General features: G+C 45.4%; 32 protein-coding genes. 1 reads left to right on the top strand and 31 read right to left on the bottom strand.

The window, feature by feature from the left end; translation table 11 throughout:
• The first annotated feature begins 352 nt into the window (after positions 1 to 352).
• Positions 353 to 1,036 (top strand): polysaccharide deacetylase family protein, encoded by a 684-nt coding sequence (locus L2D08_RS20505; protein WP_242236722.1) that lies wholly within the window; start codon positions 353 to 355, stop codon positions 1,034 to 1,036.
• A 20-nt stretch (positions 1,037 to 1,056) separates the two neighbouring features.
• Here L2D08_RS20505 and L2D08_RS20510 read toward each other — a convergent pair whose 3' ends face one another.
• The 31 genes from L2D08_RS20510 to rplP form a co-directional block, all read right to left on the bottom strand.
• Positions 1,057 to 1,659 (bottom strand): KinB-signaling pathway activation protein, encoded by a 603-nt coding sequence (locus L2D08_RS20510; protein WP_242236725.1) that lies wholly within the window; start codon positions 1,657 to 1,659, stop codon positions 1,057 to 1,059.
• 117 nt (positions 1,660 to 1,776) lie between these two features.
• The gene (locus tag L2D08_RS20515) at positions 1,777 to 2,838 is read right to left on the bottom strand and encodes a P-loop NTPase (RefSeq protein ID WP_242236726.1); all 1,062 of its coding nucleotides are present in this window, start codon (positions 2,836 to 2,838) and stop codon (positions 1,777 to 1,779) included.
• 75 nt (positions 2,839 to 2,913) lie between these two features.
• On the bottom strand, positions 2,914 to 3,594 hold the full coding sequence (gene cwlD, locus L2D08_RS20520) for an N-acetylmuramoyl-L-alanine amidase CwlD (RefSeq protein ID WP_242236728.1): 681 nt from the start codon (positions 3,592 to 3,594) through the stop codon (positions 2,914 to 2,916).
• 203 nt (positions 3,595 to 3,797) lie between these two features.
• Positions 3,798 to 4,190 (bottom strand): 30S ribosomal protein S9, encoded by a 393-nt coding sequence (gene rpsI / locus L2D08_RS20525; protein WP_045851882.1) that lies wholly within the window; start codon positions 4,188 to 4,190, stop codon positions 3,798 to 3,800.
• A 28-nt stretch (positions 4,191 to 4,218) separates the two neighbouring features.
• Positions 4,219 to 4,656 (bottom strand): 50S ribosomal protein L13, encoded by a 438-nt coding sequence (gene rplM / locus L2D08_RS20530; RefSeq protein WP_242236733.1) that lies wholly within the window; start codon positions 4,654 to 4,656, stop codon positions 4,219 to 4,221.
• Positions 4,657 to 4,861: 205 nt separating this feature from the next.
• Complete coding sequence (gene truA / locus L2D08_RS20535; protein ID WP_242236736.1) at positions 4,862 to 5,611, bottom strand: tRNA pseudouridine(38-40) synthase TruA; 750 nt, start codon at positions 5,609 to 5,611, stop codon at positions 4,862 to 4,864.
• A gap of 13 nt (positions 5,612 to 5,624) precedes the next feature.
• Positions 5,625 to 6,422 (bottom strand): energy-coupling factor transporter transmembrane component T family protein, encoded by a 798-nt coding sequence (locus tag L2D08_RS20540; RefSeq protein WP_242236738.1) that lies wholly within the window; start codon positions 6,420 to 6,422, stop codon positions 5,625 to 5,627.
• Entirely contained in the window at positions 6,419 to 7,282 is an 864-nt protein-coding gene (locus L2D08_RS20545) for an energy-coupling factor ABC transporter ATP-binding protein (protein ID WP_242236740.1), read from the bottom strand. The genes L2D08_RS20540 and L2D08_RS20545 overlap by 4 nt, the downstream gene beginning before the upstream one ends.
• Entirely contained in the window at positions 7,258 to 8,097 is an 840-nt protein-coding gene (locus L2D08_RS20550) for an energy-coupling factor ABC transporter ATP-binding protein (RefSeq protein WP_242236742.1), read from the bottom strand. Before L2D08_RS20550 ends, L2D08_RS20545 begins: the two co-directional genes overlap by 25 nt.
• Before the next feature lie 376 nt (positions 8,098 to 8,473).
• Complete coding sequence (gene rplQ, locus L2D08_RS20555; protein ID WP_242236744.1) at positions 8,474 to 8,866, bottom strand: 50S ribosomal protein L17; 393 nt, start codon at positions 8,864 to 8,866, stop codon at positions 8,474 to 8,476.
• Between the two features lie 35 nt (positions 8,867 to 8,901).
• Positions 8,902 to 9,846 carry a DNA-directed RNA polymerase subunit alpha gene (locus L2D08_RS20560; protein WP_242236747.1) on the bottom strand — a complete coding sequence of 315 codons (945 nt, stop codon included), beginning with the start codon at positions 9,844 to 9,846 and terminating at the stop codon, positions 8,902 to 8,904.
• Positions 9,847 to 9,997: 151 nt separating this feature from the next.
• The gene (rpsK, locus tag L2D08_RS20565; protein WP_242236749.1) at positions 9,998 to 10,387 is read right to left on the bottom strand and encodes a 30S ribosomal protein S11; all 390 of its coding nucleotides are present in this window, start codon (positions 10,385 to 10,387) and stop codon (positions 9,998 to 10,000) included.
• A gap of 25 nt (positions 10,388 to 10,412) precedes the next feature.
• Positions 10,413 to 10,778, bottom strand: coding sequence for a 30S ribosomal protein S13 (rpsM, locus tag L2D08_RS20570; protein WP_050182379.1), 366 nt, complete (start codon positions 10,776 to 10,778; stop codon positions 10,413 to 10,415).
• A 23-nt stretch (positions 10,779 to 10,801) separates the two neighbouring features.
• Entirely contained in the window at positions 10,802 to 10,915 is a 114-nt protein-coding gene (rpmJ, locus tag L2D08_RS20575; protein WP_000868344.1) for a 50S ribosomal protein L36, read from the bottom strand.
• Between the two features lie 38 nt (positions 10,916 to 10,953).
• On the bottom strand, positions 10,954 to 11,172 hold the full coding sequence (infA, locus tag L2D08_RS20580) for a translation initiation factor IF-1 (RefSeq protein WP_018395177.1): 219 nt from the start codon (positions 11,170 to 11,172) through the stop codon (positions 10,954 to 10,956).
• Positions 11,173 to 11,215: 43 nt separating this feature from the next.
• On the bottom strand, positions 11,216 to 11,962 hold the full coding sequence (map, locus tag L2D08_RS20585) for a type I methionyl aminopeptidase (RefSeq protein ID WP_242236751.1): 747 nt from the start codon (positions 11,960 to 11,962) through the stop codon (positions 11,216 to 11,218).
• Positions 11,962 to 12,615, bottom strand: a complete 654-nt coding sequence (locus L2D08_RS20590; protein WP_242236753.1) for an adenylate kinase — start codon at positions 12,613 to 12,615, stop codon at positions 11,962 to 11,964. Before L2D08_RS20590 ends, map begins: the two co-directional genes overlap by 1 nt.
• Before the next feature lie 56 nt (positions 12,616 to 12,671).
• Complete coding sequence (gene secY / locus L2D08_RS20595; protein ID WP_242236756.1) at positions 12,672 to 13,973, bottom strand: preprotein translocase subunit SecY; 1,302 nt, start codon at positions 13,971 to 13,973, stop codon at positions 12,672 to 12,674.
• On the bottom strand, positions 13,973 to 14,413 hold the full coding sequence (gene rplO / locus L2D08_RS20600) for a 50S ribosomal protein L15 (RefSeq protein WP_242236758.1): 441 nt from the start codon (positions 14,411 to 14,413) through the stop codon (positions 13,973 to 13,975). Before rplO ends, secY begins: the two co-directional genes overlap by 1 nt.
• Before the next feature lie 32 nt (positions 14,414 to 14,445).
• Positions 14,446 to 14,628, bottom strand: coding sequence for a 50S ribosomal protein L30 (rpmD, locus tag L2D08_RS20605; RefSeq protein WP_050182384.1), 183 nt, complete (start codon positions 14,626 to 14,628; stop codon positions 14,446 to 14,448).
• Positions 14,629 to 14,641: 13 nt separating this feature from the next.
• Positions 14,642 to 15,142: a 30S ribosomal protein S5 gene (gene rpsE, locus L2D08_RS20610; RefSeq protein WP_242236762.1), complete on the bottom strand. Its 501-nt coding sequence runs from the start codon at positions 15,140 to 15,142 to the stop codon at positions 14,642 to 14,644.
• 20 nt (positions 15,143 to 15,162) lie between these two features.
• Complete coding sequence (gene rplR / locus L2D08_RS20615; protein ID WP_242236765.1) at positions 15,163 to 15,525, bottom strand: 50S ribosomal protein L18; 363 nt, start codon at positions 15,523 to 15,525, stop codon at positions 15,163 to 15,165.
• A gap of 34 nt (positions 15,526 to 15,559) precedes the next feature.
• Complete coding sequence (rplF, locus tag L2D08_RS20620) at positions 15,560 to 16,096, bottom strand: 50S ribosomal protein L6 (RefSeq protein WP_242236768.1); 537 nt, start codon at positions 16,094 to 16,096, stop codon at positions 15,560 to 15,562.
• A gap of 28 nt (positions 16,097 to 16,124) precedes the next feature.
• A complete protein-coding gene (rpsH, locus tag L2D08_RS20625) occupies positions 16,125 to 16,520 on the bottom strand; it encodes a 30S ribosomal protein S8 (protein ID WP_046180679.1) in 396 nt (131 codons plus the stop codon).
• Between the two features lie 30 nt (positions 16,521 to 16,550).
• Positions 16,551 to 16,736: a 30S ribosomal protein S14 gene (gene rpsN / locus L2D08_RS20630; RefSeq protein ID WP_046176559.1), complete on the bottom strand. Its 186-nt coding sequence runs from the start codon at positions 16,734 to 16,736 to the stop codon at positions 16,551 to 16,553.
• Positions 16,737 to 16,760: 24 nt separating this feature from the next.
• Positions 16,761 to 17,300: a 50S ribosomal protein L5 gene (gene rplE, locus L2D08_RS20635; RefSeq protein ID WP_242236769.1), complete on the bottom strand. Its 540-nt coding sequence runs from the start codon at positions 17,298 to 17,300 to the stop codon at positions 16,761 to 16,763.
• Positions 17,301 to 17,326: 26 nt separating this feature from the next.
• A complete protein-coding gene (rplX, locus tag L2D08_RS20640; protein ID WP_050182389.1) occupies positions 17,327 to 17,638 on the bottom strand; it encodes a 50S ribosomal protein L24 in 312 nt (103 codons plus the stop codon).
• Positions 17,639 to 17,679: 41 nt separating this feature from the next.
• Positions 17,680 to 18,048, bottom strand: coding sequence for a 50S ribosomal protein L14 (gene rplN / locus L2D08_RS20645; protein WP_018395165.1), 369 nt, complete (start codon positions 18,046 to 18,048; stop codon positions 17,680 to 17,682).
• Between the two features lie 46 nt (positions 18,049 to 18,094).
• Positions 18,095 to 18,358 carry a 30S ribosomal protein S17 gene (rpsQ, locus tag L2D08_RS20650; protein ID WP_050182390.1) on the bottom strand — a complete coding sequence of 88 codons (264 nt, stop codon included), beginning with the start codon at positions 18,356 to 18,358 and terminating at the stop codon, positions 18,095 to 18,097.
• Between the two features lie 19 nt (positions 18,359 to 18,377).
• Positions 18,378 to 18,575, bottom strand: a complete 198-nt coding sequence (gene rpmC / locus L2D08_RS20655; RefSeq protein WP_045851860.1) for a 50S ribosomal protein L29 — start codon at positions 18,573 to 18,575, stop codon at positions 18,378 to 18,380.
• Positions 18,565 to 18,999: a 50S ribosomal protein L16 gene (gene rplP / locus L2D08_RS20660; protein WP_242236772.1), complete on the bottom strand. Its 435-nt coding sequence runs from the start codon at positions 18,997 to 18,999 to the stop codon at positions 18,565 to 18,567. The genes rpmC and rplP overlap by 11 nt, the downstream gene beginning before the upstream one ends.
• Position 19,000 lies beyond the last annotated feature (1 nt).

A 19,000-nucleotide genomic window follows, 5' to 3' on the forward strand; every position in this document is an offset into this window, starting at 1 on the left:
TTCGTCCTGAGCCAGGATCAAACTCTCCAAAAAAGTTTGACTTGCTCATTTGTTCCCATTAAAACACGGGGTGTTTTAATGGGAGATAAAAATTTAAAACGTTGACGTTTTTATTGATTTTGTTCAGTTTTCAATGTTCAATACGTTGCTCAATAGCAACTTTTACATAATATCATTTTACCCCGTTATGTGTCAACACTTTTTTAAAAATGTTTTTTCGACATTTGTTTCTTGTAACGGGCAAGATTTAATTTACCATGCATACAATCAAATGGTCAATAGTTTTTCTTCTTTTTTTTATTTTTTTTCATATACTTTGTCAAACCACTTTAAAACGGAGGCTGAAGCCGCGATGCCTTGGTTATTTATTCGACTCAAACAATTAAAATGGGCTGTTCTCTTTCTTTCTTCCGTCACCATGGGTTTCGTCATCATGTCTCCGCCTGCTGAGCAGCCGGCCATTTCATTCGCCGGGCAGCCAGCTGCCATTTATAAAGGCAACGAGCACATTGCTTTAACCGTAAACGTAGATTCCTCTTCAAAAAATACGTCCAAGCTTGTGAACATATTCATCGACCAGAAAGTGACGGCTTCTTTTTTTGTCACATCGGCCTGGCTGAAAAAACATCCAAAAACCGCAAAATTATTAGTCGATCGGGCTTTTGATATTGGAGTACTGCTGACAGATGTTTCAGACGATCAGGCAGTGGAAAAAGAAATTGCCGCTGTCCAAAAGATATTAAGCACCTACGGAAGGAACTCCCTTCTCTTTATACGAGCAGCTGAGGATACGGGAGAATTGCCGGACATGTCCGCTGCCCAAGGTTATTTAGCTGTTCAATGGAGCGTGAATTTAGCAGACCAGCCGCCTTCAAAATTGGTGCGTCATATTGATGAAGGAGATATTATTCTTCTCAACCCGCAGGAGGATCTCCGTGTAACGAAGAAATGGCTGCCTCTTTTACTAACAAAGAAAAAAGTCATCAGCTTATCGGAAATGGCTGGCGGCCGGACACAAGTCGAATATATCCCTTAAAAAACCCTGAAAGCAGTTTGTTATGCTGCTTTCAGGGTCTTTTGATTATATTTAGGGAGCATCAGCAGCTGAAAAGCATTGCACGGCAGCAGAGTAAAGAGCATTAAATACAACCAGCTTTCTTCGTTTGCCTGCAGAACAGGAAGCCATTCAAGCGTTGTCACAACTACCATAAAAAACAGAGCCGCCACAAATACATTCCTGTTCCTGCCTCTTGCTTTTTGGTAAGCGGTCACAATTCCAATGAGAAGAAGGATCGCAGCGAGCAAGATATAGGAACCGATCGTTTCTCCGCTGCTGAATGCTTGAAAGCGGAAATAAACAAGATCAAATAATACAACGGCAATAAGCGCTGTTTGAATAAACCCCCAATAAGACTTGAACAGTCCAAGACCAAACTGATGAATTGTTAAGTATGCAAAAAATCCCATTTGGCTGATTACACTGAAGGTAAAGCCGACTCCAATAAGCCATGTTAAAACCGACAGTACTTCTCCCCACTCTCCGTTTGCAAACAGCGGAGCAAATTCATTCCAGCGGATGATAAAACCTAAGATGCTTGTTGCGGCCCCGCCAATGAGCAGCGTATGTGTAAAAAAACGGATCCAATTTCGTATACCCACACAAAATTCCTCCCGTATGTTCGTCTTCTTCGATTGTACCAAGACATGCCATCCTGCACCATGAACATTTTTTGAGTGTCATAAAAAAAAAGCTTCTGGGCCGAAGCCCAAAAGCGTTTAGTTAGACCCAATTTTTTGATCGAGCTTTTTAGCAATATCCAGATAAATCGAGCCAAGCGGATGATCCTCCGCATAAACAGATGGAGCAAAATCTTTCTCATCCCAGTCCGGCTGCTGCAGCGGAAGGCGGCCGAGTACTTCTGTGCGCAGCTCATCAGCGAGCTTGTCTCCGCCACCGCGTCCAAAAATGTATTCTTTTTCACCTGTTGTTTTACTTTCAAAGTAAGCCATGTTCTCGATAACACCGACGACTTCATGATCTGTTTGCAGTGCCATTGCACCAGCACGCGCTGCAACAAAAGCTGCCGTTGGGTGCGGTGTAGTAACAATTACTTCTTTACAGCGCGGCAAAATCGTATGTACATCAAGCGCTACATCCCCTGTACCCGGAGGCAGATCCAATAGGAGATAATCGAGATCTCCCCATTCTACTTCCGAGAAAAAGTTATTCAGCATTTTGCCAAGCATGGGGCCGCGCCAAATAACCGGAGCGTTATCGTCTACAAAAAAGCCCATCGAAATAACTTTAACATCAAAACGGTCAACCGGATAAATCTTTTGGCCGCGGACTACTGGACGTGTCGTGATTCCCATCATATCCGGCACACTAAATCCGTAAATATCGGCGTCTATAAGACCAACTTTTTTGCCAAGGCGTGCAAGCGACACAGCAAGGTTTACCGATACAGTTGATTTACCGACCCCGCCTTTTCCGCTCGCGATCGCCAGGAAGGTTGTTTCGCTGTTTGGAGACAGAAGGCCTTCATCCTGTCCCGCTGCATCTGCTCCGCGAAATTGGGCGATTTTTTCCTCAGACAATTGTTTAAATCGGATGCCGACTGTTTCCACACCCGCTTCCTTTAACGCATTCACAATTCGCATTTGCAGCTGAAGCTGTTCCGGTGTACCCGTTTGTGCAATTGCGATTTTAACACTGACATGATTTTTTTCTTCTTTAATGGATACCTCTTCAAGCCCCCCCGTTTCAGATAGCTTTTTATGTAAAAAAGGGTCTTCAAGAGCATTCACGATATCACGTACCTGTGTTTCTGTCATCATCAGTGGCACCATCCTTTGACTGTAGTATTCTCATTATTCAGTATAGCACACTCTCTGTAGATTGTTAGGAAACGGTTACTTCCTGTCTACGTAACGTAAAATGCCCCGGGAAATAGCTGCTGCTGTTTTCTCCTGATAGCTTTCACTTTCGAGAAGCCGGCGTTCGGCAGGGTTAGATAGAAAGCCGATCTCGACAAGCGCACCGGGAACATCCGCTTCCTTTAAAACAAAAACATGTCCGATCTCTGCCGGCTTCCGGTCCGTATTGCCCAGGTTGCCAACCAGTTCGTTTTGGATGGCTGTCGCAATCTGTTTGTTTTGAGGCATATGAGGCGAGTAAAAAGTCTGCGCGCCCCGCCATTGTTCTGCTGGAATGGCATTTAAGTGTACGCTGATAAACAGGTCTGCCCCCGACTCATTAATCAGCTGCTTTCTTTTGCGCAGATCTTCGGTTTTTCGCGTACGGACGCTTTCTGTTTCTCCCCCGGCTAAATCTTTATCTTTTTCCCTCGTCATGAGAACAACCGCGCCCTGTCCATTTAAATACTCTCTCAGCTTCTCCGAAACAGACAGGGCAATGTCCTTCTCAAGTGCCGGCTCACTTCCCGCGCCGCCGTCCATTCCTCCATGCCCCGGATCAATCATAATCGTCATTCCGGTAAGCGGAGGACGCCAATCATTAAACACCGGCTTGACTCCTTGATATAAAAAAGCAGCAGCCGCTGCGAGCATCAGAACGAAAATAAGCTTTTTCATCGCTTCCCCTCCTGTCACGACCACTATATGTAGAAAAACCGGCCCACATGAAAAAATCCTTTCCCGTTATCAGGAAAGGATGACTGATTGATCTGTTTAAGCCGTTCCGGGAGCCTTATAAACATAGCTTTATCCGGCTAGAGAGCTGTATAAATAAAAAAGACCCCCAGCCAAAAAGCTGAGAGTCTTCCAAACGTTGATAATTAACGTTTTGAGAACTGAGGTGCGCGACGAGCGCCTTTAAGACCGTATTTTTTACGTTCTTTCGCACGTGCATCACGTGTAAGGTAGCCAGCACGTTTTAGTGTTGGACGGAATTCTGGATCAGCTTGCAGAAGAGCACGCGCGATACCGTGACGGATCGCTCCCGCTTGTCCTGTGTAGCCTCCTCCGTTTACATTTACGTGTACATCATAGCTGTTTACTGTTTCAGTCGCAACAAGCGGCTGGTTGATCACAGTGCGCAGCGCTTCGAATGGAATATAATCTTCAGCAGTACGGCCGTTGATGATGATTTTACCTTCGCCTGGTACTAGACGTACGCGGGCTACTGAACTTTTACGGCGTCCTGTGCCTAAGTATTGAACTTGTGACAATGTCATTTCCTCCTTTTAGTTAAATAAATTATCCGCGAAGTTCGTAAACTTCTGGTTGTTGTGCTTCGTGTTTGTGTTCTGCTCCAGCGTAAACGTGGAGTTTCTTGAACATTTGACGACCTAAAGAACCTTTTGGAAGCATGCCTTTGATTGCAAGCTCAAGCATTCTTTCAGGGTTTTTCTCACGCATTTGACCAGCAGTTGTTGATTTCAAACCACCTGGATACATGCTGTGACGGTAGTAGATTTTCCCTTGAAGTTTGTTACCTGTTAATTCGATTTTAGATGCATTAATGATGATCACGTGATCGCCTGTGTCAACATGTGGTGTGAAAGTTGGTTTATGTTTGCCGCGCAAAATAGATGCTACTTCGCTTGAAAGACGGCCCAATGTTTTGCCTTCAGCATCGATTACGAACCATTTACGCTCGATTTCGCCTGCTTTAGCCATATAAGTCGTACGCATTGTTTACCCTCCTGATTTGTTTGTATTTTACGGTTCCATGTATTTATATCACGAATAAGTTTCCGGGGCTTATCGTGGGGTCAAATAACATACCATATGCTATAATATACCGCTTGTTATTCATTGTCAAGATAAAATGCAACACTTGGTGAAGTTGTCACGAAAAGAATTTAAAATACGGCTTTCTTCGCCCATTTAAAAGCCGTCAGATATTTTCGCCATAATGAACGGACCACAGGTATAATCCTTCCGCAGGAGCCGTCTGAGCGGCACGATTGCGGTCTCTTGCTGCTAGAATACGAGCCACCTCATCGGGCTCCAGACGCCCATTTCCGACTTTTATAAGGGTTCCTGTCATGATCCGGACCATGTTATATAAAAAACCGGTACCGGCAAAGCGGATTTCCAGATCGTCACCCTGCTCCAAAAATGAAATATCTGTGACCGTCCGCACTTTATTTTCTTTATCCGTTTTCGTCGAGCAAAAAGAAGTAAAATCATGCTCCCCCAGCAGATGGGCAGCCGCTCGCTCCATTCGTTCAACATCCAGCGGATACGGATAATGATAGGCATGCACCGTCCGGAACGGATCACGGTATAATGTCCGGTAAATACGGTAACGGTATTCCTTCCCTGTAACCGAGTAACGGGCATGAAAGGTCTCCGGGACTTCCTCGGTCCGCTTAACGGATATATCATCCGGCAGCACCCCGTTTAAAGCACGGGCCCAGCGCTCTGCCGGCATCTTAATCGGGGTATCAAAATGAATAACCTGCCCCATTGCATGTACACCTGCATCCGTACGGCCCGATGCATGCGTTTTAATCGGGGTCTTTTTATGAATTTTCCAAAGTGCGCGCTCCACTTCCTGCTGTACAGTCCGGTCCTTCGGCTGTGACTGGTAGCCGGAAAAGCGAGAGCCATCATACATTAACTCACATTTAATTCGTTTCACGCTCATTCCTCCATCAGCTTCTCAGTCCGACTAAGGCAGATGCCAGCGCTGCTAGAACAAACAGCGCAGCTGTATCCCGCAGATGCCACGCGAGTACACGGTATTTGGTGCGTCCCTCGCCTCCGCGGTAGCCCCGCGCTTCCATCGCTACTGCCAGCTCCTCCGCCCGTTTAAAGGCACTGACAAACAGGGGAATCAAAAGCGGGATTACGGCCTTAACCCGGCTTGAAACGGAACCGCTTGTAAAATCGGCGCCCCGAGCCATCTGGGCTTTCATAATTTTGTCCGTTTCATCCAGCAACGTCGGGATAAAGCGCAGAGAAATCGAGATCATCAGTGCCAGCTCGTGAACTGGCACTTTCACTCGTTTTAACGGACCAAAAAGTGATTCAATTCCGTCTGTTACGGAAATAGGCGGTGTAGTCAGTGTTAAGAGTGACGTAACAAAGATCAACAGGAGAAAGCGCAGAGAAATAAAAGCGCCTTTAATGATCCCGCCTTTATAAATGCTCAAGAACCCCAGCTGAGCCAAAACCTCTCCCTCTTTTGTAAAAAACACATGTATCAAAAAGGTAAAGAGGATAAGAAAAATAACCGGTTTTAATCCAGCCATTAAAAAAGCAATCCGTACCTTTGACAGCAGGATAACGACAAGCGTAAACAAGCTCAGCAAAGCGTACGTAAGCACATTATTGGCCAGAAACACGATCAGGACAAAGCCAAAAATAAATAAAAGCTTGGCCCGGGGGTCCATCCGGTGTACAACTGAATCGCCCGGCAGGTAACGTCCTAAAATCATTTTCTCCATCATGGGCGCTCACCCCGAAAAAGGGCTATTTCCTGTGCGAGTTCTTCAGGTGTTAAGCAAAGATGAGGAAGCGGCTGTCCAAGCTTTTCCTCAAACATATACTGCAGCCGAACCGTCTCCGGCACATCAAGCCCAAGAGCCGTTAAGCTGTCCCGATTCCTGAAAAGCTCACGCGGCGTGCCCGTTTTCACAACACGGCCTTTATGCATGACAATCAGCCGGTCTGCATAGCGAGCCGCATCTTCCATGCTGTGTGTCACGAGCACGCAGGTCAGGCTGTTTTCTTTTTTTAACGAATAAAACAGCTCCATAATCTCACGACGCCCGCGCGGATCCAGCCCTGCTGTCGGCTCATCTAATACGAGCACATCCGGCTTCATCGCCAGCACGCCGGCAATGGCTACCCGGCGCATTTGCCCGCCTGACAGATCAAAAGGAGAGCGCTCCAGCACGGATGAAGGAAGCCCCACAAGATGAATTGCTTCACGAGCCCGTTTTTTGGCCTCCTCCTCAGATACACCGAAATTCATCGGCCCAAAGCAAATATCCTTTTCTACCGTTTCTTCAAACAGCTGATGCTCTGGAAACTGAAATACAATACCGATGCGGCGGCGGACTTCCTTTAAATTCTTTTCTTTCCGGCCGGCGGCAATCGTCCGGCTGCCGACCTCAATTTTGCCTCGCAGCGGCTGCAGCAGCACATTTAAATGCTGCAGAACCGTCGATTTCCCAGAGCCGGTATGGCCGATTACTGCTACGTATTCACCGGAAGGAATATGAAAGGTGACATCTGTAATCGCGAGCCGCTCAAACGGCGTTCCGGCTGCATAACGGTATTCTACTCCGTGAAATTTAATGTCCATACGTCTCTCACCAGCTCTTCTTCCGTAAAATGACGCTCCGACAGGATGATTCCTTTATCCGCCAGCAGCTGGCTCATCCGGACTGAAAATGGAACATCAAGACCTAATGTAAGCAACTCCTGATCCAGTTGGAAAATAGCCTGCGGAGACCCTTCTGCATATACACTGCCTTCATTCAACACAATGACCCGGTCCGCTTTTGCGGCTTCTTCCAAATCATGTGTAATAGAGATAACCGTTAATCCTTCTTTCTCTTTAAGATCACGAATCGTATTCATCACTTCATCACGTCCGGCCGGGTCAAGCATCGAGGTGGCTTCATCAAGCAGGATAATGTCCGGCCGCAGCGCAATCACGCTGGCAATGGCTACCCGCTGTTTTTGACCGCCTGAAAGATGGTGTGGCTCTTGATTCAGAAAAGCGGTCATGCCGACTTTTTGGAGCGCTTCCTGTACACGTTCTTTCATTTCCTTTTGTTCGACACCGTTATTTTCTAACCCAAAAGCCACATCATCCTGCACAGTGGTACCGACAAACTGGTTGTCTGGATTTTGAAAAACCATTCCGAGCTTTTTCCGAATCGTCCACACATTTTCTTCTGAAAGAGCCAGTCCGCTGATGGTAATTGTTCCTTTCTGCGGATAGTGAAGACCGTTCAGCATTTTAGCAAGCGTAGATTTCCCTGAACCATTATGACCAACAATCGCCAGCCATTCACCGCGCTGCACATGAAAAGACACATGCTGAAGAGCAAAAGCAGTTTGATCCGGATATTGAAATGACACATCGTCAATCGAGATAATGGATTCCTTCATGCTGGCACCTCCTTATTTCGGCAAAAATAAAAAAAGCCCGCACCCCGAGCCGAAGAATCAATCTCTTCTTGCTGCTGCAGCAGCGTGGCAGGGGATGCATGAGCTAGACGGGACGCACGTGAAGCGTAAGAAGGTACGCCCATCGTAACGCTCTAAGCTTGTTCATTCGAAAGTGCAAGAGGTGACTGCGGAGAGCAGAACAGAAGCAAAGAATGCGGTTTCGTGGTCCGCCACGCTTTTGTCCTCTGCATACTGCAGTCCTCTATTGGCAATTGGGACTGGACTTTCCAAAAACCGGCACTTTCTTAAGGTATAAAAAAAGGGCAAAACAAAGCAACGTTCGTTTTGTTCTGCCCATTTCGCGGTCTTAAGGAGCTTATACTAGCTCGATAATCACCATTGGTGCGCCATCGCCGCGGCGTGGACCAACTTTCATGATGCGAGTGTAGCCACCTTGACGCTCATTGTAGCGTGGTGCTACATCATCAAACAATTTTTGAAGTGCGTAAACTGGCTGTTCTTTCGTTTTGCCGTTTTTCTCTACTTCTTTCGTAGAAGCGACTTCGTGACGAAGGAATGCTGCAGCCTGACGGCGGGCATGCAAGTCACCACGTTTACCGAGTGTAATCATTTTTTCTACAACTGAGCGCAATTCTTTTGCACGTGCTTCAGTCGTTTCAATGCGTTCGCTGATGATAAGATCTGTTGTCAAATCACGAAGCATCGCTTTGCGCTGAGCGCTTGTACGTCCTAGCTTTCTGTAAGCCATGAAGATACCCTCCTTTATTGATGTCGTTTATTTAATCAATCTTCTTTTCGTAAGCCGAGTCCAAGCTCGTCCAGCTTCGCTTTTACTTCTTCAAGAGATTTACGGCCAAGGTTGCGGACTTTCATCATATCGTCTTCGCTCTTGTTCGCAAGCTCTTGAACAGTATTAATACCAGCGCGTTTCAAGCAGTTGTAAGAACGAACAGACAGATCAAGTTCTTCGATCGTCATCTCAAGTACTTTTTCTTTCTGATCTTCTTCTTTTTCTACCATGATTTCCGCATGCTGTGCTTCGTCTGTTAATCCTACGAAAATGTTAAGATGTTCATTTAAGATTTTCGCCCCTAAGGAAATAGCTTCCTTCGGTCCGATGCTGCCATCTGTCCAAACGTCCAGTGACAACTTATCAAAGTTTGAAAGCTGCCCAACCCGTGTGTTTTCCACTTGGAAGTTTACACGTGATACAGGTGTGTAGATGGAGTCGATCGCAATGACGCCGATTGGATGATCTTCTTTTTTGTTGTGATCAGCCCGGTTGTACCCTCTGCCGCGTTGTGCCGTCAAGCGCATACGGAAATTAGCATTTTCACCTAATGTCGCAATATGCAGATCCGGATTTAAAATTTCCACATCGCTGTCGTGAGTAATGTCGGCAGCCGTTACGGTTCCTGGACCTTGAACATCGATTTCAAGCGTTTTTTCCTCATCTGAGTAAATTTTAAGCGCAAGTTTTTTAATGTTCAAAATGATCGACGTAACATCTTCTACGACGCCTTCAATTGTTGAGAATTCGTGCAGTACGCCATCAATCTGAATGGACGTCACTGCGGCACCCGGAAGTGAAGATAATAAAATACGACGCAAGGAGTTCCCTAGAGTAGTACCATATCCGCGTTCAAGTGGTTCCACGACGAACTTTCCAAACGTAGCATCATCGCTGATCTCAACCGTTTCAATTTTTGGCTTTTCAATTTCGATCATTCCATTTTCCCTCCTCAAATACGTCGAAATCCCGGTAACCCGAAATTCCCATGTTTACCATTCCCGATTTTACAAAGTAATTGGTCAATTCCTGAATCAAAACAGTCAATTTTCCATTATAACCGGAATAGTTCTCCTTTATGCAGGAAGATTAAACACGACGACGTTTTGGAGGACGGCAGCCATTGTGAGGTACTGGAGTTACGTCTTTGATTGCTGTAACTTCTAGACCTGCTGCTTGAAGCGCACGAATAGCTGCTTCACGGCCTGAACCTGGACCTTTTACTGTTACTTCAAGAGTTTTCATACCATGCTCCATTGACGCTTTGGCAGCTGTTTCAGCAGCCATTTGAGCAGCAAACGGAGTAGATTTACGTGATCCTTTGAAACCAAGAGCACCTGCACTTGACCAAGATAGAGCGTTACCGTGAACGTCTGTAATAGTGACGATTGTGTTGTTGAACGTTGAGCGGATGTGAGCAATACCAGATTCGATATTCTTTTTCACACGACGCTTACGAGTTTGTTGTTTACGAGCCATGTTCTAATTCTGCCTCCTTTACCGATTATTTTTTCTTGTTAGCTACAGTTTTACGCGGGCCTTTGCGAGTACGCGCGTTGTTTTTTGTGTTCTGTCCACGAACTGGAAGACCACGACGATGACGGATACCACGGAATGAACCGATTTCCATCAAACGTTTAATGTTAAGAGATACTTCACGACGAAGGTCACCCTCTACTTTTAAGCGGTCAACGATGTCACGGATTTTGTTTAGTTCATCTTCCGTTAAGTCGCGTACGCGAGTTTCTTGAGAAACACCTGCTTCTTCAAGAATTTGTTCAGCAGTTGGTCTGCCAATACCGAAAATATAAGTTAATGAGATAACTACACGCTTGTCGCGTGGAATATCAACACCTGCTACACGTGCCATAAAATGTGCACCTCCCTTTAATATTAGCCTTGTTTTTGTTTATGCTTAGGGTTTTCACAAATAACCATAACTTTGCCGCGTCTGCGAATAACTTTACATTTCTCACAGATTGGCTTAACTGATGGTCTTACTTTCATTTCTCCAACCTCCTTCATAGTCCGGAGCGCCATATATGTTATTTGTAACGGTACGTGATCCGTCCGCGTGTTAAGTCATACGGTGAAAGTTCTACTGTTACTTTATCACCAGGCAAGATACGGATAAAATGCATACGAATTTTGCCTGAAACGTGCGCTAAAATAGTATGCCCATTTTCCAATTCTACCTTAAACATGGCATTTGGCAAAGTTTCAGTGACTGTACCTTCAATTTCAATTACGTCGTCTTTCGCCACTTGCTTCCTCTCCCTTCACTTTTCATCCGATTGGCAGCCTGCCTCAAGCTTTCGTTAAAATCTCAAAGCCTGTTTCGGTAATCGCAATTGTATGTTCAAAATGAGCACACATTTTTCCATCCTGTGTAACGACAGTCCAATTATCCTCAAGTGTTTTTACGTAACGATGACCGGCATTGACCATCGGTTCGATCGCAAGCACCATACCAGGTTTTAGTACCGGTCCCCTCCCTGGCGGACCATAATGGGGAATTTGCGGAGCCTCATGAAGGTTCTGCCCGACACCGTGCCCAACATACTCACGAACGATTGAAAAGCCATTCGATTCCACATACGTTTGAATCGCATGGGAGATGTTTGAAAGACGTTCACCCGGTTTCGCTTCATTGAGTCCGATGTAAAGCGATTCCTCTGTTACGTCGAGAAGCTTCTCCGTCTCAGGTGCAATCCGGCCAACAGCATATGTCCAGGCCGAGTCGCCATGATACCCCTTATAATAAGCACCAATATCAATGCTGATAATGTCGCCTTCTTGTAATATACGGCTGCCTGGAATTCCGTGCACAAGCTCTTCATTCACTGAAGCGCAAATGCTGCCCGAAAAACCATTATACCCTTTAAAAGAAGGTGCTGCATCCATGCTTCGAATGAATTTTTCTGCAACAGCATCCAGCTCCATCGTGCTTATCCCGGGAGAGATATGGTTTTGCAGTTCCTGATGTGTAAGCGCGACAATACGCCCCGCTTCTTTCATAATCTCCAGTTCACGAGGGGTTTTACAAATGATCATTAGTTACGAAGACCTTTTAGGAGTTCGTCAATGTTTTCGAAAACTACATTGATATCCTGCTGGCCGTTAATGTTCTTTAAATAGCCTTTTTCGCCGTAGAAAGCAAGCAATGGTGCTGTTTGCTTTACGTTTACGTCAAGGCGGTTCTGAACCGTTTCTGCATTGTCATCAGCACGCTGATACAATTCCCCACCGCAGCGGTCGCATGTATCTTCCTTTGCTGGCGGGTTGAATTCCAAATGATACGTCGCACCGCAAGCTTTGCAAATGCGTCGGCCCGTTAAGCGTGCCATCAAAATATCTTGATCTACTTCAACGTTGATGACGTAATCAATTTTACGGTTTAAGCCGAATAAAATGTCTTCAAGTGCTTCTGCCTGCGCTACTGTACGAGGAAAGCCATCTAATAGAAAGCCTTTTTCGCAGTCCGCTTTTGCCAAGCGCTCGTTAACAATACCGATCGTTACCTCATCCGGAACGAGTTCGCCTTTATCCATAAATGATTTTGCTTTCAAGCCTAGTTCCGTTTCATCCTTCATTGCAGCACGGAACATGTCCCCTGTTGAAATGTGCGGTACACCGTACTTTTCAACAATTTTCTCTGCCTGAGTTCCTTTACCGGCACCAGGCAATCCCATCAACACGAGATTCATCGATATACCCCCTCAGTCTGATCGAGGTGAAGTGAATCACACACTCTTCACCGTGCTTACTTCATAAAGCCCTTGTAATGGCGCTTTACAAGTTGTGCTTCAAGCTGCTTCATTGTTTCAAGTGCCACACCGACGACGATCAAAAGACTAGTACCGCCGATTTGCGCCGCTGGTGGAAGACCCGCGAATTTAATGAAGAAAACAGGCAGCACAGCAACGGCTGAAAGGAAAATTGCACCGACAAAAGTCAGACGGTAAAGCACATTTGTCAAATAATCCTGTGTGTTCTTCCCAGGGCGAATGCCCGGAATATATCCACCCTGTTTTTTCAAATTGTCAGCAACTTGTTCAGGGTTTACTTGAATGAAAGCATAGAAATACGTAAACGCCACAATCAATGCTACATAAATCGTCATACCGATCGGTTTCGTATAGTCAAAGATGTTTTGGATCGTGGTCGTCACATCATTTGAACCAAAAAACGAACCAATTGTTTGCGGTGTGATTAAGAATGAAATCGCAAAGATAACCGGGATAACACCCGCCGCGTTTACTTTAAGTGGAAGATGCGTCGACTGGCCGCCAACCGGCGTCATGCCGCCACCTGCTCCAACACGTTTCGCATATTGAATCGGGATTTTTCGCAGCGCCTGCTGGAAATAAATAACCCCTACAATAATCGCCAATACTGCAAGCAGGATCAAAAGAAGTACAACAATACGCAGGAAGAGCTGATCGCCCGCTCCTTCAATTTGCTGTGCGTAAATTTGGTTGACTGCTCCAGGAATGGCCGCCACAATTCCGGCGAAAATGATAACCGAAATTCCGTTGCCGACTCCTTTTGCTGTGATTTGTTCACCAAGCCACATAAGGAAAGCAGTACCCGCTGTCAGCACCAATGCAATGAGCAAATAGCCGCCAACGCTGCTGTTTTCGACAAGTAATCCTCCATACAGACGGTTAAATCCGTACGACATCCCAAAACCTTGAATGAGGCCGAGCACAATTGTGAAGTAGCGGGTAAACTGAGTCAGTTTGCGCCGTCCAACGTCACCCTGCTTCGACCATTCAGTGAATTTAGGCACAACATCCATTTGTAACAGCTGCACAATGATAGATGCTGTAATGTATGGCATAATCCCCATTGCGAGAATCGAGAAGTTTTGAAGCGCTCCTCCGCCAAACGTATTAAGGAATCCAATCAGTCCCGCCTGCTCCTGCATGCGGAGAACATCCGCATTAACATAAGGAACAGGAATAAATGTACCGATCCGGAACACGATTAACATAAGGAGGGTGAATATAATTTTGTTTCTTATATCACCCACACGCATAAAATTGGAGATTGTGCGAAACATTAGATCACCTCAATCTTACCGCCAGCCGCTTCAATTGCTTCTTTAGCAGCAGCAGAGAATTTGTGAGCTTTAACTGTAAGCTTTTTCTCTACGTTGCCGTTTGCAAGAATTTTAATTCCTGCTTTTTCGCTTTTTACGACGCCGCTTTCGATAAGAAGTTCAGGTGTAACCTCTGTTCCTTCTTCGAAACGATTCAATGTATCGATGTTCACAACTGCATAGTCTTTACGGTTTACGTTAGTAAAGCCGCGTTTTGGAAGACGACGGAATAAAGGAGTTTGTCCACCTTCAAATCCAAGACGGACACCACCGCCTGAACGTGCGTTTTGACCTTTATGACCTTTACCTGCCGTTTTACCGTTACCAGAACCTGTACCGCGACCTACACGGTTACGTTCTTTACGAGAACCTGCAGCTGGTTTCAATTCATGAAGTTTCATGCTCTTGCACCTCCTTGTTCTATAAAATCAAATTATTTTTCTGTAACAGTCACAAGATGAGACACTTTGTTGATCATACCGCGAATTGCTGGGTTGTCGTTTTGCTCAACCGTTTGGTGCATTTTGCGAAGACCAAGTGCCTTAACAGTATCGCGCTGATCTTGTGTACGTCCGATCAGACTGCGAGTGAGGGTAATTTGTAGTTTTTCAGCCATTATGATTCCCTCCTTATCCTAACAGTTCTTCTACAGATTTGCCGCGAAGTTTTGCAACTTCTTCAGCTGTTTTCAGGTCTTTAAGGCCTGCAATTGTAGCGCGAACCATGTTGATTGGCGTGTTTGAACCAAGTGATTTGGAGAGGATGTCACCAACACCAGCAAGTTCAAGTACCGCACGGACAGGTCCACCAGCGATAACTCCAGTACCTTCAGAAGCAGGTTTCAAAAGAACTTCACCCGCACCGAATTGACCGATAACTTGGTGTGGCAGAGTTGTGCCAACCATCGGTACGTATACAAGGTTTTTCTTCGCATCTTCAATTGCTTTACGGATCGCGTCTGGAACTTCTTGAGCTTTACCAGTTCCAAAACCAACGTTTCCATTTTTATCGCCAACGACAACCAGTGCAGTAAAGCGGAAGCGACGTCCACCTTTTACTACTTTCGCAACACGGTTGACCGTTACTACGCGTTCTTCAAGTTCAAGTTTGTTTGGATCAATGCGACGCATTAAATGTGTCCCTCCTTTTATTAGAATTGTAGGCCATTTTCACGAGCAGCGTCAGCCAAAGCTTTCACGCGGCCATGATAAAGGTAGCCCCCACGGTCGAATACAACAGCAGCAACACCTTTTTCAGTTGCGCGTTTAGCGAGCACTTCGCCAACTTTCGCAGCAGCTTCAAGGTTGCCAGTTGATTCAAGACCGAAATCTTTTTCAATAGTTGAAGCACTTGCAAGTGTAACACCATTTGCATCATCAATCAATTGAGCGTAAAGGTGCTTGTTTGAACGGAATACGTTCAAGCGCGGACGCGCAGCTGTACCAGCGATTTTCGCACGTACACGGGCATGGCGTCTTTTACGCGTTTTATTCTTATCAGCTTTTGTGATCATCCCGAGGTCACTCCTTTCTGATGCCTATGCGGCATTATTTACCTGTTTTACCTTCTTTGCGGCGAACTTGCTCGCCTTCATAACGGATACCTTTGCCTTTGTACGGCTCAGGAGGACGAACTTGGCGGATGTTAGCAGCGATAGCTCCAACGCGCTCTTTGTCGATCCCTTTGATGCTGATTTTCGTGTTTGCAGGAACATCGATCTCAATGCCGCTTTCAGCTTCGAATTCTACTGGGTGAGAGTAACCAACGCTTAGTACAAGTTTCGTTCCTTGTTTTTGAGCACGGTAACCGACACCAACCAACTCAAGGTTACGTTCGAATCCTTTTGATACACCTTCTACCATGTTAGCAAGAAGAGCACGAGTTGTTCCGTGGATTGTACGGTGTTCTTTTGATTCTGAAGGACGAACAACTGTTACGTTGCTGCCGTCTACTTCGATTGTCAAATCTTTGTTGAACTGACGAGTCAATTCTCCTTTAGGACCTTTGACAGTCACTTCATTGTTGTTGTTTGTAATCGTTACGCCTTCTGGAAGCTCGATTACTTTTTTACCTACGCGTGACATAGTCGCACCTCCATTCTTTAAAAGATTATTACCAAACGTACGCTAGTACTTCGCCGCCTACTTGTTTAGCGCGGGCTTCTTTATCTGTCACTACACCAGTAGATGTAGAAAGGATTGCAATACCAAGGCCGTTAAGTACGCGTGGTACCTCATCAGCTTTCGCGTAAACGCGAAGACCTGGTTTAGAAATACGCTTCAAGCCTGTGATTACACGCTCGTTGCCGCTGTATTTCAAGAAAATGCGGATAACACCTTGTTTGTCGTCTTCGATGAACTCAACGTCACGGACGAATCCTTCACGTTTCAAGATTTCAGCGATTTCGCGTTTAATTTTGGAAGCAGGTACTTCCAGTTTTTCGTGACGAACCATGTTCGCATTACGGATGCGAGTCAGCAAGTCAGCAATAGGATCAGTCATAACCATTTATATTTACCTCCTTCCGGAATCAGTGTATTACCAGCTGGCTTTTTTAACGCCAGGAATTTGACCTTTATAAGCTAGTTCACGGAAACAAATACGGCAAAGTTTAAATTTGCGGTATACAGAGTGTGGACGTCCGCAGCGTTCGCAGCGTGTGTACTCTTGTACTTTAAACTTTTGTGTGCGCTTTTGTTTCGCAATCATTGATTTTTTAGCCACGTTTTCGCCTCCCTTATATAGCGATTACTTTTGGAACGGCATTCCAATTTGTGTTAACAATTCACGAGCTTCTTCGTCCGTGTTGGCAGTAGTGACGATAACAATGTCCATGCCGCGTACTTTTGATACTTTATCGTAATCAATCTCAGGGAAGATCAACTGTTCTTTAACACCAAGTGTGTAGTTGCCACGACCGTCGAACGCTTTTTTAGAAACGCCGCGGAAGTCACGTACACGCGGAAGTGATACAGAAACAAGTTTATCAAGGAATTCGTACATGCGCTCGCCGCGAAGTGTAACTTTCGCACCGATTGGCATACCTTCACGAAGACGGAATCCCGCGATTGAGTTTTTCGCACGAGTGACCATTGGCTTTTGGCCAGTGATTTGATTCAATTCTTCAACAGCTGTATCAAGTACTTTAGCGTTTTGAACTGCTTCACCAACACCCATGTTTACAACGATTTTTTCAATTTTAGGCACCTGCATTACAGAGCTGTACTCGAACTTGCTCATAAGAGCAGGAGTAATTTCTTTAAGATATTTTTCTTTAAGGCGGTTCACTTAGAATACCTCCCTTCTTAAACTTTTTATTTATCTAGAGTTTCACCGGATTTTTTTGCTACGCGGACTTTCTTGCCGTCCACTTCTTTGTAACCTACACGAGTAGGTTCGTTTGTTTTCGGATCCAACAGCATAACGTTGGATACGTGAATAGCTGCTTCCTGGCTTAGGATGCCGCCCTGCGGATTTAATTGTGAAGGTTTCGCGTGTTTTTTCACGATGTTGATTCCTTCAACAAGTACACGGTCTTTTTTAGGGAAAGCTGCAAGAACAACGCCTGTTTTGCCTTTGTCTTTACCTGTGATGACCATGACTTTATCGCCTTTTTTCACGTGCATGTTGCGCACCTCCTTGATGGGCCTTTTATTTATTCGTTCAATTAGATTACTTCCGGAGCTAGGGAAACAATCTTCATGAAATTGCTGTCGCGAAGTTCGCGGGCAACCGGGCCGAAAATACGTGTGCCACGTGGGCTCTTGTCGTCACGAATGATAACGCACGCGTTTTCGTCGAAGCGGATGTATGAACCGTCATTACGGCGAACGCCGCGTTTCGTACGAACGATAACCGCTTTTACCACTTCACCTTTTTTGACAACGCCACCTGGTGTTGCTTGTTTTACTGTACATACGATTACATCACCGACGTTAGCTGTTTTGCGGCCTGAACCACCGAGGACTTTAATCGTTAATACTTCACGTGCACCAGAGTTGTCAGCTACTTTTAAACGTGATTCTTGCTGGATCATTTAGGTTACCTCCTTTCGGACTTTAACATCTATCCGAACAATTAAATTAGATGATGACTGCTTTTTCCACTACTTCTAGAAGGCGGAAACGTTTTGTTGCAGAAAGCGGGCGAGTTTCCATGATGCGTACTACGTCACCGATTTTTGCTTCGTTGTTCTCATCATGAGCTTTAAACTTTTTAGAGTACTTTACACGCTTTCCGTAAAGTTTGTGTGTTTTATATGTTTCAACAAGAACCGTTACTGTTTTATCCATTTTGTCAGAAACAACACGGCCTGTGTAAACTTTGCGCTGATTGCGTTCGCTCATCGTGCAAACCTCCTTTCAATTATCGATTATCAATTTCCCGTTGACGAATCACGGTTTTCATGCGGGCGATTGCTTTGCGTACTTCACGAATACGGGCAGTATTCTCAAGCTGTCCCGTCGCCAATTGAAAGCGAAGGTTGAAAAGTTCTTCTTTGAGCGACTTTACTTGTTGTTCAATTTCAGCAGTGGTAAGTTCACGGATTTCATTAGCTTTCATTTGATTCACCACCAATTTCTTCGCGTTTTACGATTTTGCATTTCACTGGCAGCTTGTGTGATGCCAAGCGAAGTGCTTCACGTGCTACTTCTTCAGAAACGCCGGCAATTTCAAACATGATCTTGCCTGGTTTTACAACCGCTACCCAGCCTTCAGGAGCACCTTTACCGGAACCCATCCGTACTTCAAGAGGTTTTTTCGTATATGGTTTGTGAGGGAAAATTTTAATCCAAACTTTACCGCCACGTTTCATGTAACGAGTCATCGCAATACGAGCAGATTCGATTTGGCGGTTTGTGATCCAAGAAGCTTCTGTTGCTTGAAGACCGTATTCACCAAATGCTACTTCAGTTCCGCCTTTTGCTTGACCACGCATTTTGCCGCGGTGTACACGACGATATTTAACGCGTTTTGGCAATAACATA

This window comes from Domibacillus sp. PGB-M46 (assembly GCF_022668875.1).
GTDB lineage: Bacteria > Bacillota > Bacilli > Bacillales > Domibacillaceae > Domibacillus.

Excerpts from the sequence above, each read along its gene's own strand:
- rpsQ (WP_050182390.1), bottom strand. The coding sequence starts at position 18,358 with ATGAGCGAACGCAATCAGCGCAAAGTTTACACAGGCCGTGTTGTTTCT.
- rplO (WP_242236758.1), bottom strand. The coding sequence starts at position 14,413 with ATGAAACTTCATGAATTGAAACCAGCTGCAGGTTCTCGTAAAGAACGT.
- L2D08_RS20590 (WP_242236753.1), bottom strand. The coding sequence starts at position 12,615 with ATGAATCTCGTGTTGATGGGATTGCCTGGTGCCGGTAAAGGAACTCAG.
- rplF (WP_242236768.1), bottom strand. The coding sequence starts at position 16,096 with ATGTCACGCGTAGGTAAAAAAGTAATCGAGCTTCCAGAAGGCGTAACG.
- L2D08_RS20550 (WP_242236742.1), bottom strand. The coding sequence starts at position 8,097 with ATGAAGGAATCCATTATCTCGATTGACGATGTGTCATTTCAATATCCG.
- rpmC (WP_045851860.1), bottom strand. The coding sequence starts at position 18,575 with ATGAAAGCTAATGAAATCCGTGAACTTACCACTGCTGAAATTGAACAA.
- rpsM (WP_050182379.1), bottom strand. The coding sequence starts at position 10,778 with ATGGCACGTGTAGCAGGTGTTGATATTCCACGCGACAAGCGTGTAGTT.
- rplX (WP_050182389.1), bottom strand. The coding sequence starts at position 17,638 with ATGCACGTGAAAAAAGGCGATAAAGTCATGGTCATCACAGGTAAAGAC.
- map (WP_242236751.1), bottom strand. The coding sequence starts at position 11,962 with ATGATCATTTGTAAAACCCCTCGTGAACTGGAGATTATGAAAGAAGCG.
- rplN (WP_018395165.1), bottom strand. The coding sequence starts at position 18,048 with ATGATCCAGCAAGAATCACGTTTAAAAGTAGCTGACAACTCTGGTGCA.
- rplP (WP_242236772.1), bottom strand. The coding sequence starts at position 18,999 with ATGTTATTGCCAAAACGCGTTAAATATCGTCGTGTACACCGCGGCAAA.
- L2D08_RS20560 (WP_242236747.1), bottom strand. The coding sequence starts at position 9,846 with ATGATCGAAATTGAAAAGCCAAAAATTGAAACGGTTGAGATCAGCGAT.
- rplR (WP_242236765.1), bottom strand. The coding sequence starts at position 15,525 with ATGATCACAAAAGCTGATAAGAATAAAACGCGTAAAAGACGCCATGCC.
- L2D08_RS20545 (WP_242236740.1), bottom strand. The coding sequence starts at position 7,282 with ATGGACATTAAATTTCACGGAGTAGAATACCGTTATGCAGCCGGAACG.
- rpmJ (WP_000868344.1), bottom strand. The coding sequence starts at position 10,915 with ATGAAAGTAAGACCATCAGTTAAGCCAATCTGTGAGAAATGTAAAGTT.
- L2D08_RS20515 (WP_242236726.1), bottom strand. The coding sequence starts at position 2,838 with ATGATGACAGAAACACAGGTACGTGATATCGTGAATGCTCTTGAAGAC.
- cwlD (WP_242236728.1), bottom strand. The coding sequence starts at position 3,594 with ATGAAAAAGCTTATTTTCGTTCTGATGCTCGCAGCGGCTGCTGCTTTT.
- rpsH (WP_046180679.1), bottom strand. The coding sequence starts at position 16,520 with ATGGTTATGACTGATCCTATTGCTGACTTGCTGACTCGCATCCGTAAT.
- rplQ (WP_242236744.1), bottom strand. The coding sequence starts at position 8,866 with ATGGCTTACAGAAAGCTAGGACGTACAAGCGCTCAGCGCAAAGCGATG.
- rpmD (WP_050182384.1), bottom strand. The coding sequence starts at position 14,628 with ATGGCTGAAAAACTACAAATTACCCTCACTCGCAGTCTGATCGGACGT.
- rpsE (WP_242236762.1), bottom strand. The coding sequence starts at position 15,142 with ATGCGTCGCATTGATCCAAACAAACTTGAACTTGAAGAACGCGTAGTA.
- secY (WP_242236756.1), bottom strand. The coding sequence starts at position 13,973 with ATGTTTCGCACAATCTCCAATTTTATGCGTGTGGGTGATATAAGAAAC.
- L2D08_RS20505 (WP_242236722.1), top strand. The coding sequence starts at position 353 with ATGCCTTGGTTATTTATTCGACTCAAACAATTAAAATGGGCTGTTCTC.
- rpsK (WP_242236749.1), bottom strand. The coding sequence starts at position 10,387 with ATGGCTCGTAAACAACAAACTCGTAAGCGTCGTGTGAAAAAGAATATC.
- rplM (WP_242236733.1), bottom strand. The coding sequence starts at position 4,656 with ATGCGTACGACTTATATGGCTAAAGCAGGCGAAATCGAGCGTAAATGG.
- L2D08_RS20540 (WP_242236738.1), bottom strand. The coding sequence starts at position 6,422 with ATGATGGAGAAAATGATTTTAGGACGTTACCTGCCGGGCGATTCAGTT.